General features: G+C 36.9%; 10 protein-coding genes. 6 read left to right on the forward strand and 4 right to left on the reverse strand.

Annotated elements, in window-relative coordinates; translation table 11 throughout:
• Positions 1-344: 344 nt before the first annotated feature.
• Complete coding sequence (locus tag VKJ25_RS13270) at positions 345-989, reverse strand: 2OG-Fe(II) oxygenase (RefSeq protein ID WP_324237105.1); 645 nt, start codon at positions 987-989, stop codon at positions 345-347.
• Positions 990-1,338: 349 nt separating this feature from the next.
• Positions 1,339-2,244 carry a 2OG-Fe(II) oxygenase gene (locus VKJ25_RS13275; protein ID WP_324237106.1) on the reverse strand — a complete coding sequence of 302 codons (906 nt, stop codon included), beginning with the start codon at positions 2,242-2,244 and terminating at the stop codon, positions 1,339-1,341.
• Positions 2,245-2,947: 703 nt separating this feature from the next.
• Between VKJ25_RS13275 and VKJ25_RS13280 the strand changes: the two genes are divergently transcribed.
• The 4 genes from VKJ25_RS13280 (at position 2,948) to VKJ25_RS13295 (ending at position 10,576) form a co-directional block, all read left to right on the forward strand.
• Positions 2,948-3,145, forward strand: a complete 198-nt coding sequence (locus tag VKJ25_RS13280) for a DUF4089 domain-containing protein (protein WP_324237107.1) — start codon at positions 2,948-2,950, stop codon at positions 3,143-3,145.
• Positions 3,146-3,409: 264 nt separating this feature from the next.
• Complete coding sequence (locus VKJ25_RS13285) at positions 3,410-4,813, forward strand: AtzE family amidohydrolase (RefSeq protein WP_324237108.1); 1,404 nt, start codon at positions 3,410-3,412, stop codon at positions 4,811-4,813.
• A gap of 689 nt (positions 4,814-5,502) precedes the next feature.
• Positions 5,503-7,182, forward strand: a complete 1,680-nt coding sequence (locus tag VKJ25_RS13290) for an iron uptake porin (protein ID WP_324237109.1) — start codon at positions 5,503-5,505, stop codon at positions 7,180-7,182.
• A gap of 1,225 nt (positions 7,183-8,407) precedes the next feature.
• Positions 8,408-10,576 carry an alkaline phosphatase PhoX gene (locus tag VKJ25_RS13295; RefSeq protein ID WP_324237110.1) on the forward strand — a complete coding sequence of 723 codons (2,169 nt, stop codon included), beginning with the start codon at positions 8,408-8,410 and terminating at the stop codon, positions 10,574-10,576.
• Between the two features lie 247 nt (positions 10,577-10,823).
• Here the strand turns inward: VKJ25_RS13295 and VKJ25_RS13300 are convergent, their stop codons facing one another.
• Positions 10,824-12,437 (reverse strand): aminotransferase class I/II-fold pyridoxal phosphate-dependent enzyme, encoded by a 1,614-nt coding sequence (locus tag VKJ25_RS13300; protein ID WP_324237111.1) that lies wholly within the window; start codon positions 12,435-12,437, stop codon positions 10,824-10,826.
• 715 nt (positions 12,438-13,152) lie between these two features.
• Positions 13,153-14,991: a fatty acyl-AMP ligase gene (locus tag VKJ25_RS13305; protein ID WP_324237112.1), complete on the reverse strand. Its 1,839-nt coding sequence runs from the start codon at positions 14,989-14,991 to the stop codon at positions 13,153-13,155.
• A gap of 402 nt (positions 14,992-15,393) precedes the next feature.
• Between VKJ25_RS13305 and VKJ25_RS13310 the strand changes: the two genes are divergently transcribed.
• Both VKJ25_RS13310 and VKJ25_RS13315 read left to right on the forward strand, forming a co-directional pair.
• Entirely contained in the window at positions 15,394-15,873 is a 480-nt protein-coding gene (locus VKJ25_RS13310; RefSeq protein WP_324237113.1) for an MEKHLA domain-containing protein, read from the forward strand.
• 348 nt (positions 15,874-16,221) lie between these two features.
• The gene (locus tag VKJ25_RS13315) at positions 16,222-16,431 is read left to right on the forward strand and encodes an AAA family ATPase (protein ID WP_324237114.1); all 210 of its coding nucleotides are present in this window, start codon (positions 16,222-16,224) and stop codon (positions 16,429-16,431) included.
• The last annotated feature ends 100 nt before the right edge of the window (positions 16,432-16,531 follow it).

The raw sequence follows: 16,531 nt of genomic DNA on the forward strand, positions 1-16,531 counted from the left end.
AGTTCCTTAATTTTTCTGTCCTAGTTAACCTAAAATACTAAAATTCCTGAACCTGAGCAGGCTAAAAATTTCCACTTTTTCAGCTACTAGAAAGACTGAAACTTTTTTGTATCAATACTTTTATATTTATTTAGCAGAGCAATATTTATGATTGCTATATAATTGAGAAATTAACAATGAAAAATTGATAATTAATAATTACCCATTCTTAAAAGAAGGAGATTAACTAAAAGGAAAATTTTTTTATTTATCCCCTAGGATAGGGGAGGCTTCCAGGGGTGAATTGTTGAATGAATAATTATTGACTATAAATTCTTGATTATTAATTGTTTGGTAAATGATTCTTACTTCTTCCTTCTTCCTTCTTCCTTACTTTTCCATACCCAACCATTAATAGTAAAGCGACTATCTGCAAAATTTTTAGAAGGGCAATTTATTGGTAAAACTTCATGCCAATAACGACTAAGAAAGAATACAATAGTGTTATTTTTTACTGCAATCTTTTTAAATGAGTTAGCCTGTTGATAGAGATTATTATTTATTTTTTCATCATATAAAACTAATTCTCCCCCAGAAAATTGTTTGGGTTGTTGATAAAAATAATAAACGTAGGTAATTTCTCTTTGAGCAACATTTGGTGTTCCATTATCATCATGTGCATGATAATAATTACCATGATTATGAGCTGTTACTTGTGCTTCTATTTTAGCGATAGGAAATTTTTGACGAGCGAGTTTAGCTAAAACTTGAGGTAAAACTAATTTAATTCGATTACTAATTCTAGCTTTAGAAATAGGTGCTAAATATAATACTTTTGATTTGCGAATATTGGTGTCAGTCAAGCCTGAGCTAGTGGTACTTTTTTCAAAATAAGGTTCTAGTTTAATTGCAGATTCGAGAATTTTTTGATTTTCTGTCTGAGTTAAAAAATTCTCAATTTTTACACATTTTGATGGCAGCAGATTTTGATTATATTTGTTTCTAAACATAATTATTAATGTTTCTCCTTAAAAGGTGGGGTGGCGCCACCCAATTATTTTAATAAAATTGTACAACCTAAGTGCAAATTTATATAGATAGCATTTCTGAAGTTAGTGAAGTATAGTTGTTTTTCTTCTTTTATATTTCCTGCTCCTTAATACCAATTCTCATCCATTAATGCTATACTTAGGCAATACTTCAGCAAGCCCTAATTAGTAAAATTAGTAAAAGCAGAATCAATTTTTTTGCTAATTTAATATTAATTATTCTTATTTTTACCTCTCCTCCACTCCCCTACTTAATAAAATGTAGAAAAGTTTTTGAGAAATCGTGTTACTCCCTACTCCCTAAAGAAAATTAATTATTTCTCCGTATCCAACCATTAATAGTAAAGCGACTATCTGCAAAAGCTTGAGAAGGACAAGTTACTGGCAAAACTTCGTGCATATAACGACTGAGAAAAAATATAATACTATTATTGATAGGTTCTATAGTTTTAAATGTTTCAGCTTTAACATAATGTTTTCCTTTAATTTTACTATCATAAATTATTAATTCGCCTCCGGTAAATGCTTTAGGTTCTCGATAGAAATAGTAAACATAAGTCAGAGTTCTCGTAGCAGTATCAGGAGAACCATTATCATTATGAATTTTATAGAAATTATTATCGTTATGAGCTGTTAACTGACTTTCAATTTCAGCAATTGTAAATGGAGAAATATTTAATTGTTTTAAGACATCAGGAAAGATTTCTGCAATTTTTTTGATTATTAATTCTCGAAATTTTGGGAAATAATGCAATACTAAAGAACGACGATAATTTTCAGCTTTAGTTGATGTTGTAGTTGGCACAAAATCTGATTTACTTTGTAAAATATAGTCTAATAATTGTTGATTTTCTGATTTGGTGAAGAAATTTTCTATCTGTAAATAACGAGATTCTAAATTATCTTTTGTAGGAGTATAAGTTTTAATATTAGATATACTTTCTTGTGGTTGTAAATTCTGCAAATAAATTGGTGGTTCAGTTACCATTCCGACTAAATTTTCACTAGGAAAACATAAAGCAGCATGACCTTCTGCTAGAGGAATTTGAAATAGGGTAGAATTTTCAGTTTTTTGATGTTTAGATAATAATGTTTTAGCTAAAAGTTGGAGTAAGGGTGCATCAGATTTGAGATAAATAGTATATTGATGTCCTCCCATTAATAATAGTTGAATTTTTATTTCTTGTGCTATATTTTGTGGTGATGTAGCTGTCATAATTTTTGCCAAATTATCAATTTTTTAAGTTAGTTAATAAACTGTAATAGTTCAAAGATCTTATATACTATACTAATATGTCTTTTTACCAAAAAATTCGGCTTCAAATTTCCCCTTTCAACCAGTTATATAAAATCCGGTTGAATACTCGTTATATAGTTGTGGGAGATGGGGAGATTGAAGTGTAGATAAAATTATGAATATATACACTTGTAACCGGATATATTAACCACTGAAAAAAGACCCTTGACTGCCCAAGTTGTCAGTCCAGGTCTAGAAACTAAGACGCCTAAAATGGTGCAGATCAAACCCGACCCTACTAGACCGTTTGATCTAAAATGGTGCATTAGGGAGTAGGGGAGTAGGGAAGTAGGGGAGTAGGGGAGTAGGGGAGTAGGGGAGAAACATTTTTGTAACCTACAGCTATTGCACCATTTAAGGTGAAGCAATGCACTACAAAAATTCTTTAATGCACATTCATTAGTTGTCCCATTCCAGTCATGTGTAAATATACCAGCGCACTTTGCTATAGAATTTTTAACCAGTATCCACCATTCCCTGCTAAAAGTCTGGGAAGATTTTTTTCACAGGACTTACGCAGAAACTGGGTTTATCAACAAAATCTTGTGGTTTGAACTGAACCCAGAAACCGGGTTTCTTTGCGTAAGTCCTATTTCACTTATAACTTTGAACTTTTCAGAATATGAAAAATATCGAAAAATATGTAGAATTAACGGCAGAATTAATTAACTTGCCATTACAGTCAGAACATCTTCCAGGTGTAGTAGCAAATATGGAAAGAATAGCAGCGATCGCTCAATTAATAATATACTTTCCTCTGCCACCAGAAATAGAACTTGCACCAAAATTTGACTTAGAAAAATGGGAAGATAGGGAATAGGGAATAGGGAATAGTACAATATCAAAAGGTTCAGGATTTAAAAATGTCCGCGCCCTTTGCTTCAACTGCTATATTAATTATTAATTCTTGAAAACATGACCAAGAAATAAGCTCTCAAGCTTCCCCTTGACTGCGCTACGAGCTGTCGCTCTACAAGGGGATGAAAAAAATTGATTCAGTATTTCAAGCTTCCTACTTCAGGAGGAGGTGCTGATAACTAATAACTGATAACTGATAACTGATAACTGATAACTGATAACTGAAATGACTATCAACCTCAACCAAATAGACGCAGTAGCGATCGCCACTGCCATTAAAACTGGAAAAACTACCGCTGAAAATGTAACCAAAAAATGTCTCGAACAAATTTACCAGCGCAACCAAACTCTAAACTGTTTCACCGCCATCACCAGAGAAAGCGCACTCAATAGCGCCAAACAAATAGATCAAGATATTGCTCAAGGCAAAACCCCCGGCATTCTAGCAGGAGTTCCTTTTGCCGTCAAAAATCTCTACGACATTGCAGGTATAACCACCCTCGCTGGAGCCAAAATAAATGCCGAAAACCGACCCGCTACCCAAGATGCAACCGCCGTTGCTAAACTCAAACAAGCAGGTGCTATCCTAGTTGGCGCTCTAAATATGGACGAATACGCCTACGGTTTCGTCACCGAAAATAGTCACTATGGTGCCACACCCAACCCCCATGACCTCACCCGCATCTCTGGGGGTTCCTCCGGTGGTTCCGCTGCTGCCGTTGCTGCGGGTTTAGTCCCCATTACTCTCGGTTCCGACACCAACGGTTCCATCCGCGTACCTGCTTCTCTGTGTGGTGTCTTCGGGTTCAAACCAACTTATGGACGCTTATCACGAGCAGGAGTATTTCTGTTTGCCAGTAGTTTAGATCATGTTGGATCTTTTGCTCGTTCTGTGCAAGATATTACCACAGTTTATGATATTTTGCAAGGGTCAGATGCTAGAGACCCAGTTTGTACTAACCGCCCTCCTGAAAGTTGTTTGCCTCAACTAAACCAAGGTATTGCAGGTTTGCGCATTGCTGTCGCTGACGGTCACTTTGCCAAAGGTGGAGAACCAGAAGTGTTCGCAGCAGTGGAACAGGTAGCAGAAACATTGGGTGTGACTCAGCGGGTGACAATACCAGAAGCACATCGAGGGCGAGCTGCTGCTTATATTATTACTGGTGCTGAGGGGGCAAATTTGCATTTAGATAATTTACGCACCCGTCCCCAAGATTTTGATCCAGCAACTCGCGATCGCTTTTTGGCAGGTGCTTTAATACCGGGAGACTGGTATATTCAAGCTCAACGTTTCCGTCGTTGGTATCAAGGTTGCGTTGAGGAAATATTTAAGGAGGTAGATATTATTTTGGCTCCTACTACTCCTTGTGTTGCACCATTATTGGGGCAGGAAAAAATGACGATTGCTGGAGAAGAAATGTTAGTGCGTCCGCATTTGGGTTTGTATACGCAACCCTTGTCTTTTATTGGGTTGCCAGTTTTGTCGGTTCCGGTTCGTCGTACTAATGGTTTGCCTTTAGGAGTACAAATTATTGCTGCACCTTATAATGAAGCGTTAATTTTGCGAGTGGCAGCATTTTTGGAGCAAAACTCTCAAATATTGGATGTTGCTGAATTAAACGATGAATAGAAGTGGGATGCGCATCCTACCCATCCGAAAATATCAAGACCGGGCAAGACGTCTAATTCTTCTACCTTCTGACTTTTCCTTTATTTTAAATAGTAAATCTCTCTTCCAAACAAGATTTAGTCAAGACTTAGGTACTATCTATAGAGTTCAAAAACTATTGCACAATGGTTGTAGACTCTATATATAGCGTTTCTGTGTAAGTCCTATTCAAAATGGTATAAGTTCTGTTACTATAACTTAAGCATAGATTCAGATATCATACTAAATCTGGTTATCAAAAGCTACTTGGTCTAAATCATTCTAACCGTTCTACCTTTTGCCCTACCCTTCAAATAAACTTCCTATCTAAATAAAATAGAGTTTATTATTATCCCTTGACTATTTCCAACTAAGATTTAATAATAAAGCTCAATAAGTAAATACCTTCTGACCAGTCTTTCAAAGCAGTCATATAGAACCCCTAAACGGGTATCTAAAATTAGTTGGGGAGATGGGAAGATAGGGAGATGGTGAATATAAAGCTCTAATTCTAGCTTTTTCCCTATTTCCCCTCCAGGGAGGGGTTAGGAGTAGGTTGACTCCTGACTTACTTCTTTGGCAAAAAAAACACACCTTTGTAAAGATACGGTTAGGAGTTCTATAGAATTTTATTTGCTTTTTTTGGTTTTTACCCTTTAATTTGGTAACAAATGACAGAAAAATTAACAGCTATGAGTCAAAATTCAATAAAAATTATTTTCAACAAGCTGAGAAAATATAGTCCAACTATTCTCAGTACCACATTATTTATTGCTAATCCTGCTCAGGCTATTCCCCCAGCACAAATTACCCAAACATCTGGTTCTCTACCAATAGATGACTCCTCATTAACAATACCTGGTGTATCAGAGCTAGAAGCAGAACAGCTAATGGAGCAGGTAACATCTGTCTCTCAATTATCAGACGTACAACCTACAGATTGGGCATTTCAAGCATTACAATCATTAGTCGAACGTTATGGTTGTATCGCAGGTTATCCCGACGGAACCTACAAAGGCAACCGCGCCATGACTCGCTATGAATTTGCAGCAGGTTTAAATGCTTGCCTAGACAGAATCACAGAATTAATTGGAGCAAGAGACGATCTAGTTACCAGAGAAGACTTAAGTGTATTGCAACGTTTACAAGAAGAATTTGCGGCCGAACTAGCAGCATTGCGAGGGCGTGTAGATGGTTTGGAAGCACGCACAGCAGAATTAGAAAGTAATCAATTTTCTACAACCACCAAACTTAATGGAGAAGTTCTGTTTTGGTTGAGTGATACCTTCGGAGACAGAGCAGAAGCAGGTGGAGTATCTTCTGCTAACGATCCAACTCAAACTTTCTTTGCTTATCGCGTTAGGTTAAACTTTGAGACTAGCTTTACTGGAGAAGATTTACTCTTCACTCGTCTACAAGCAAATAATACTCCTGACATCAGTACACCGGAATTAACCAATACTTTAATGACTCTTTCCGGTATTGATGAAGGCGATGGTAGTAATAATGTTGGTCTTGACCTGATGTTCTATAAGTTTCCCATTAGCGATCGCCTCCAAGCTATAATTGGAATTGTGGGAACTGGTTTAGATGACCTTTCTGAAGTTCTTTCACCCTTTACCGATGAAGGAAACGGGACAATTTCTAGATTCGGGCGACGTAACCCCACCAGTTTCCGGGGACCAGCTAATGCAGGTGTAGGTTTTAGCTACGCATTTAATGATGTGTTTCGCGTCAATATAGGTTATTTAGGAGACGATCCAGCAAATCCTGGTGATGGTGCCGGATTATTCAATGGTGCTTACAGTGCATTAGGTCAAATTGTCGTTGAACCATCAGATAGTTTGGCATTTACCCTGGGTTATGTGCGTAAATATTGGGGTAAAGATGGGGTTGATATTACTAACGGTACTGGTAGTTTCAATGCTCAAGATCCTTTTGATGGTGCTGCGACTACTGCTGATAACCTTGGTTTCCAAGTTAATTGGAAAGTGAGTCAAAAGTTTGAAATAGGAGGTTGGTTTGGTTCTACCTGGGCACGTCCTGTATCTGGAGATAGTGATGATGTGACTATTCTGAATGGAATGTTTTATCTTGCTTTCCCAGATTTGTTCAAAGAAGGAAATCTGGGTGGTTTGATGGTTGGTGTACCTCCTACTATTACTAATGGCGGTGATAATAGTTCATTGGAAGATGATAATACATCTCTACATATAGAAGCAATTTATCGTTTTCAAGTTAATGATAATATTTCTGTGACTCCTGGTTTATTTGTGATTACTAATCCTAATCACGATGATGTTAATGATACTATTTGGATTGGTACTCTCCGCACTCAGTTTGTGTTTTAACTAGGACAGGAATTACGCATTGGGAACAAATTTTGGTCATTGTAAGATTGCTTTCCTGAGGTCATGCTCCGCAAACGCACCTCGCAAGAATATCGCCAAGCTGCGAGTCGCGCCATGACAGAAATAGGTTGCTTTGCGTAAGTCCTATAGAAAAAGGTTGAGACAGAAACCGGATTAATTCTTTATATAGACTAAGTGTATCTATAAAATTAGGTGGGGAGATGGGGGGATGGAGTGATATTAAATCCGCTAGCTTCGGAGTAATATAATTCTATCTTCAGTAGGGGCGAACGGCCGTTTGCTTCGCATACTTCGTAACGCCCCTACAATATAGACTATTTTCCCCTAATGCTGAATTATACCAAAGTTAACCCACCCCTAACCCCTCCCAGGAGGGGAATTTAGGAAGAATAGTATTGATAATTTCAGTATTTTTCATACCAGGTGTCGGCAGGTGTCAGTCCTTAAATTTTATTATAACTGATTATCCGAACATGATATTAGACATCTCCAGAAAAGAGGGAGTAGGAAGTAGAGAGTAGGAAGTAGGCAGTAGGAAGTAGACAGTAGGGGGAAAGAATAGATGATTTCTGTTCAATAATTGATTTAATTTTTTATTCTTGGAGATGTCTATTGTAGAACGTTATTCTTTAAAGCAAGCAAATTTGATATTAGACATCTCCGGAAAAGAGGGAACAGGAAACAGGGAATAGGGAATAGGGAAGAGTAATTGATTCTTTATGGATAAGAATTGATTCTATTTTTTATTTTTGGAAATGTCTATTAGTTCCTGAGAAAAATTCAGAGAAAATTGTTCCAACTAATACCTCTATAACTCCTATTCATTCTCACTCTTAACTACTCCCTACTCCCTATCCTAAAAAAAAGACTTATTCAGCAAACCCTAGTAGTATTTTGGAAATAAAAAAACGTTAATATTTATAAATATTAAGCATTTATCATTTATCTGGAAAGAATATTATTTTTTTTAGATACTTTTTCTTTTTTTATCTAAATAAAGTCTTAATACTTCATTTTTATCACAACATTAATCTTCATTTAACCAAAACTTATCCTTATTTAACCAAGATTTATCCTTTTGATATAGTTCCCTTAAATTCAGTATGAGATTGTTAATTTATACGAGGTTTATTAATAGTAATTGTCTCTTCAAAATTCAATTACCAGAAACCTTTTTTGTTGTCCTAAAATAACGGTCTATATTATGGTATTAACAACTCAACCTGCTCAAATGAGAGGTCTGAATAGTTATGAAACTTTCCCTCTGTTCACTATTGGTGAAACTGTTAACGATTACACTCCTCCTGGTATCCTAGATGGTATCGGAGCTTATGAACTTGATGACAATACTGTTCGAGCTTTAGTAAACCATGAGTTAAGTAGCGGTACTGGATATGCTTACACTCTAGCTAATGGAACTGAACTAACTGGTGCTAGAGTTAGCTATTTTGACATAGATAAGGATACCCTGGAAATAGTCGATACTGGTCTTGCTTATGACACTATTATCGCTCGTAATGGTGAGGAAGTAGATGAGGCATCTGACCTAGAATTTGGAGAATTAGTAGATGAAGACGGAAGCACTATACTTGGAGGCATCAATCGTCTATGCTCTGCTATCTACGTTGAAGCTAATCAGTTTGATAGTGGTTCAGGTATTGTTGATGGCATATTTTTCACAGGAGAAGAAACCGGTAGTGGTGGAACTGAGTTTGCTTTAGACGTTGAAACTAACACTCTATATGCTCTCCCTTGGTTAGGAAGAGCTGCTTGGGAGAGCGTCACTCAGATAGATACTGGAAACTCTGATACAGTAGGGATATTAATCGGAGATGACCGTGAAGCTGCACCTCTACTTTTTTATGTGGGTGAAAAAGATGAAACAAGTGATGATTTTCTAGAACGTAATGGTTTAGCTCAAGGTAAGATCTATGTTTGGGCTCCTGATGAAGAACTAGGCGATACTCCAGATAGCGTAGTAGATGATGAAGGAAACCCAGAAGACCCAGATGATTATCCAGATCCAGCAGGATTTAACGGAACTGGAAACAGTGAGTCCGGAACATTTGTTGAGATTGAATACTATAACCCTGATGAAGCAGGAAGTGCGGTAGATACTGATGATGATGGCAGTATTCAAGATGAGTTAGGTTATGATGAGTTAGGATTTGCTACTCAAGCTCAACAAGATTTCCTAGCATTTGAAGCAGGTGCTTTCCAATTCTCTCGTCCTGAAGATGTGGCCACAAATCCTGAAGATGGTACAGAAGCAGTTCTAGCTTCTACTGGTCGTCCTGGTCGTTTTCCTACTGATTCTTGGGGAACAATTTATAATGTTGACATTGAATTTGGTGACAACATAACTGCTAACCTGGAAATTCTCTACGATGGAGATGATGCAGGTGACGGACAGTTTGCAGGTCCTGATTTTGGTCTACGTAGTCCAGATAACTTAGATTGGGCAGATAATGGCAGTATCTATATCAATGAAGACCGTTCCATTGGTGATTTTGGTCAGACATCTGGACAGGAAGCATCTATCTGGCGCTTAAGACCATCAGATGGCAATTTGGCTCGTTTTGCTCAAATGGATCGTTCTGCTTTGCCAGGAGACCCTATTCCTCAAACTGATGGAGACCCTGATGATATAGGTAATTGGGAATCATCTGGTATTTTAGATGTTTCTAACTTATTCGATAAAGCTCCTGGTAGCTTCTTCTTATTTGATGTTCAAGCTCACAGTTTGAGAGATGGAGTTATTGAAGAAGAAGGTCTAGTGCAAGGTGGACAGTTAGGTATTCTTGCCAAAGTTAACGGAACAGTTATTGACCCTGATGCTGATAATATCTTCCGTGGAGGCAATGGTGACGATAAAGCTGCTACTGGTGGCGGTAACGATCGCCTCGTTGGTCGTGGCGGTAATGATCGCCTGATTGGTGGTAGCGGTAACGATGTACTTAACGGAGGTAATGATAACGACAGACTCTTTGGACAAAGTGGCCGCGATCGCCTCATTGGTGGTAAGGGTAACGATGTACTTAACGGAGGTAATGGTAACGACAGACTCTTTGGACAAAGTGGCCGTGATAACCTAAATGGTGGTGCAGGAAACGATATTCTTGTAGGTGGTCCTGGTCGCGATAAGTTTATCTTCAATACCAATCAGCAATTTGCATCAAAGGATTTAGGTGTAGATACAATTCGTGACTTCCGTCCTGGTGTAGATAAAATTATACTTGACGGAGATACCTTCACAGACGGCCTAGGTTCTGTTGTATATGAAGCAGGTGCTTTATCCTACAATGGTGTTGAATTTGCTACTCTCAATGGTGATCCAGACCTGACAGCAGGTGAAGACTATCTAATCAGATAATACAGCGGATTCCACCAGGCGTAAGGTACACCCATAGGAGCTAGAAAGCTCGCACTGGTAATATTTATGTAATTATTAATATTTGTACTTCATCTAGTTGGAATTTGCTGTATCTCTGGTGAATAAAACAGGAGGCAAATTCTCCTGTTTATAGTAATTTTCACTTAGATAGACCAAAGTAGGGACGTTCCATGGAACGTCCCTACAACGTTGAATGCAACGTCTCTACTAGATGCTCTACTAACTCCTAAACACCCATTAAACTTAGCTCTTCTGACAAAGCATCTATAGTGAAGCGGATTTGCTCCTCTGTATGATTACAAGTGATAAAAAAGCGTAGTCTGGCTGCATTTTGTGGTACAGATGGGTAAAACATAAACGGAACATTAATCCCTCGTTTAAATAAACTTTGGGATAACATTACCGACTTAGTAGACTCCCCTACAATAATAGGTATCACTGGAGAATCTTTACTCATACCAGTATTTAACCCTTGTTCGCGAGCGCACTGCAAAAATAGTCGAGACCTTTCCTGTAGTCGCGCGACTCTTTCTGGTTCCCTCTTCAATAGTTGAATAGAAGCTAATACTGATGCTGTATCTGGTGGAGAAATACCTACACTATAAACAAATCCTGGAGAAGTATATTTAAGATATTGTACTAATGCTTTACTGCCAGCAATATAACCACCACAACTAGCAAAAGATTTACTCAGAGTACCCATCCAAATATCAACATCATTAGGATTGATCGCACAATACTCACTCACACCGCGACCAGATTTCCCAATAGTACCGATAGAGTGAGCTTCATCTACCATCAAAAAAGCCTTATAATGTTTTTTGATCTCAATAAACTTTGGTAAGTCTGGAATATCACCATCTGTACTATACACACCTTCGACCGCAATAAGTACCCGCTTATAACGATGACGGCGATCGCTTAATAACTTATCTAAAGCTTCCCAGTCATTATGAGGAAAAGCAATAATAGTTGCCCCTGATAATAAACAACCTTGGAAAATACTATTGTGACTTAAAGAGTCATGGAGAATTAAATCATTTTGTCCGAACAAATGACTAATAGTAGTTACATTAGTTGCATGACCACCCACATAAAGAATGCTATCTTCAACCCCAATAAAATCAGCAATTTCTCTTTCTAATTCCTGATGTAATGGCTTTTCTCCTGATAATAACCTACTAGCAGAAACGGAAGTTCCATAAAGGTTAATAGCTTCCTTTGCAGCATTAGAAACAAAAGGGTCGCCACACATACCTAAATAATTATAGGTCGCATAATTTATTAGCTCTTTACCACCAATAACTGTAGTATTATTATTAATCCGTTCTTGAGGTATAAAAAAAGGATTTCCAATACCAGTAGAATTAAAATAAGCTAATTGCTGTTGCAGTTGTACATATTCTGGATAGAGGTGAAAATTATAATAATCTAAAGGAATTTCTTTAGTTTCTGTAGTTGGATTAGAAGTTGAGACCTCAACCTCATCTTCTAATTTTTTATGGATATTTGGCCCTGTATCCTCGGAAGTATCTTCTACTAAATATTCAGCCAAGGACTCAATGGTAGGATAATCTAACAAAAGAGTAGGAGGCAGTCGCCGACCCAGAAGATTTTCTAATTCTCCAGAAAGATTGACCACTTCAATTGAGTTAAGACCATATTCAGTAAAATCCCGCTGAATATCTATCTCATTGGTTTCCAATTCTAGCCGTTCAGCTAATTGGGAGACCAACCAGGATTTGATATTTTCTCTGACTGGAGATGATTGTGGGACTTGCAAAGCAGGGTCTCGATCATTTTTCACTATAGTCAGGTTTTGGCCGTCTTGGTCATTCATAAGCTGGTTCAACAGTTTCATTGTTCACTCCTGCACCACGTTAAAATTGCTTGTCACTTAGTTTTGCCTAGTAGCTTATCAGTTATCAGTTATCAGTCAAAAAGTCCATGAATAAAATCAGAAATAAAATTTCTGGGTTTATGGAGAGTAACTTTCTGACTGGCAATTACCTAAAATTGCTAACTATTTCCACTGATTGACCCAAAAAAAAACACTAGGGGAAGTTACGATGGCTATTGTGCCATCATCTTATACAAAGTAGGAAGGAAGAAGGAAGAAGGAAGAAGTTTTTTGAAGTTAGAAGTCAGAAGTTAAATTCAGGACTTACGCAGAACCACCATATTTAGTAGGGGCAAATGGTATTTACCTCTACAGATAGCGCATTATTTCAGAATTTGCGTAAGTTCTGATTATAGTGGACTGACACACCTAAAAATCTAGTTTGGAATGTAGGTTGGGTTGAGGGACGAAACCCAACAAAACCTTAATATTTTTGGCTTTCATCCCATGCTGCGCAACGCTGACGGGTTTCCTGACGGAATACTCCACAAACAAACATATCGCGGAGTGCGAAACAACCCAACCTACGCTTATTGCACTAGCTCTCTTAACCGAAAAGTACCAGCTTTTCACAACATAAAAAGGCTAAAACCTTTATATGTAAAGACTTTTAGATTTAATTAACAAGCCCTAATTATTAATTATTAATTATTAATTATTCAAATACTTGTAAAGTTCCGTTTAAAAAGCCTTCCCGACAAGCATAACGCTGGACTTTTCCACTAGAAGTTTTGGGGATAGCTCCTGGTTTCAGGAACAATATTCGATAAATCTGTAAATCGTGATTTCTGGATACAGACCTTTGGATAGATTTAATTAAGTCTTCATAATTATCAGGATTTTCTGTCCCATACTTACCATTACGCTCACTGAAAAAATCAATCTCTATTGACGCAAGAGATTCATTAGTCAATCCGTACTTTTGACTTTTGACTTTTAATTTTTGACTTCCATAGAGTAATTGCCGAAAATTACGTTCTACCTCAGCTACTATAACCAAACGTTCCTCTCCAGCAACTTCTAAAGAAAAACTAGCAGTACAACCTGGTCTAATCAGAGGGTGACTTTGTTCTACAGTATATTCAATATCTTGAGGATAATGATTCCGACCATTAATAATAATCACATCTTTAAGACGACCAGTCACAAATAATTCCCCTGCTTTCAGAAAGCCTAAATCTCCAGTTCTCATAAATGGTTGGGGAGCTTCAGCTAAATAAGCCTCAAAAATTTGCTTCGTTTCTTCTGGTTTGTGCCAATAACCCTGAGCAATACTTGGCCCCGATACCCAAATTTCTCCCACCTCTCCCTCCGCACAAAGAGTTAATTTTTGGGGATGGACAATTCTAATCTGTTGCTCTGATAAAGTTTGTCCACAACCGACTAATGTTTTGGTTCCTTCTGTTTGAGAAACTGAGACGATCTGGTTTTGTTCTAATCCACTAGCTGCAATAGTAGTTTTTACTGGTGGAGAAAATTTATTACCTCCAGAAATAATTAGGGTGGCCTCTGCCATCCCATAGCATGGATAAAAAGCTTCTGGACGAAAACCACAAACAGCAAAAGTATTAGTAAATCGTTCTAAAACTTCGGCACTAATAGGTTCTGCACCATTAAAAGCTACTTCCCAACTACTTAAATCTAAAGTTTGTATCTGTTCTGGCTTAATTTTACGGACACATAAATCATAAGCAAAGTTGGGTCCACCACTGGTAGTACCTCGGTATCGAGAAATAGCTTGTAACCAACGCACTGGACTTTGGAGGAACATTAGGGGAGACATAAGAATGACAGGGAAACGTCCATATAAAGGTTGTAATATTCCACCAATTAAACCCATATCGTGATATGGAGGTAGCCAGATTATGCCTTTACTTTGGAGAGAATGTCCAAAACATTGATGGATTAGACCAGAATTATGTAAAAGATTCTGATGGGTAATCATTACGCCTTTGGGTGTGGCGGTGGAACCGGAAGTATATTGAAGAAAGGCAAGGGTCTTTTCGTTAATAGTGGGTTTTTGCCATTTCTCAGCCAAACTTTCAGGAATATGGTCAGTGGCTAACCAACCTAAATTATCTAATTCTGGAGTTTCTGAAGCGCGACGTTCGAGACTAGAGATGATAGACTTAGTTGTTAAAGCTATTGTGGCCTTGCTGTCTCTAATAATTGTTTGGATACGTTCTAAGGAACGATTTGGTCTAGGTGGATAGGCGGGAACTGCTATGATTCCGGCATAGAGACATCCAAAGAAGGCGGTAATATATTCGAGTCCCGGTTGATAGAGGAGTAGGGCAACTTCTCCTGGTGGACATACTGATTGGAGGTAGGCGGCGATCGCTCGTGAATATTGGTCTAGTTGTTTATAGGTAAGGTTAATTGTGTCTTTTTCTCCATCTATTAAGAAGCTATAACCTATTTGTTTGGGGTTTTGGATAGCTCTGTTTTGTAATAAATCTACTAATGTTTTAATTTTTTTATCTAAACTATTCATTATTATTAAGGCAGAAGAAAGAAGGAAGAGGGAAGGAAATTATATGAGTCTATGGATCGATACCTTATGAGTTTTGGTATTATTAGAACTCTATCGTAGAGTAATTAGAATTTTGTACTTTTTAATCATTTTTTTGAGTAATTTCTAGAGAGTACATTTGCCAAGATAATACTAACAAAATTAACACAGATAAATTTTTCATTTAGTTTCATGTTTAAGTCTCTCTTTGACTTTTTTTTAAATCGGTAAATCTAAATATTTGCCAAAATACTTTTTTTCCTGTTCCCTGTTCCCTGTTCCCTGTTCCCTATTCCCTATTCCCTAAAAATGAAATATTATTTCCTTTTCAAAGGTAAGAAGTCAAGATAGAATTTATGATCATTAATTGTTGAAAAATTATCAATGACTGAAAATATCTTACATCCCTGGAAACAAGAAACTATAATTCGCCATACTCAAAGATTATTATTGAGTTATAAATATTGGACTGGTAAATCTCTACTGGATACAGATGGAACTCCAGAATTGATAGCTCAAGCATTATGGGAAGCTCCATTTATTGTTTTTTCTCATGGTATGGAATCAGATCCAATTTACAACTATGGTAATCGGAAAGCTCTAGATTTATGGGAAGTCGATTGGGAACAATTAACTCAAATGCCTTCAAGATATTCAGCTGAACCAATGGAACAAGAGGAACGTGTGCGAGTTCTTAACGAAGTAACTAGCAATGGTTATATTAGTAATGTTGGAGGTGTGCGTGTTTCTCGGAGTGGTAAACGAATAAGAGTTTCTAATTTTACCATCTGGAATCTTCTAGATGAAAATCAACAAAAATGTGGTCAAGCTGCTACTTTTAATGAGTGGGAGTATATTCAGTAGTTGTGAATTAAGATTAGGGAAAAAATATTAAGTATTTTAGACTTTATTTTCTGTGTAATACTTTACCATTAGAATACTGAAGTTAAACAATCTTAAATTGATAATTTTTTTGTTTTTTTTATCTAATAAAACTACTATAAATACTAAGATTAATTTAAATGTTATAATGTCAGTAGTTAAATAGATACTTTGCCGAAATTACCTGATAAATTAACGAAAAAAATCAATTTAACAGATGGTAAATTAGCCTTACTTAAACCATCAAATCATTAAAATTAAACTATTGGGAGTGGTCAAAGTTTTCCTGCCGAATGCAGAAATAATAACCATTTTTAGGAATTAAAAAGAATGAAAATTAAAATCCAAAATTTAGGTGTTTTAAAGGAAGCTGAATTTACTCTTGCCGATTTGACAATTATTTGTGGAGGTAATAATACTGGCAAGACTTATGCTACTTATGCTTTATTTGGATTTTTATCTACTTGGAAACGGATACTTTCTATTGATGTTGACGATAAAATTGAGGAGTTACTTGCTGAAGGTGTAATTCACTATTGACATACAAAAATATATTAAACAGAGCAAAAAAATAGTTGCTAAAGGTTGTCAAGTATATAGCAAGCAATTACCAAATATTTTTGCAGCAGCACCTGAACGG

The organism is Okeania sp., from assembly GCF_035285525.1.
GTDB lineage: Bacteria > Cyanobacteriota > Cyanobacteriia > Cyanobacteriales > Microcoleaceae > Trichodesmium.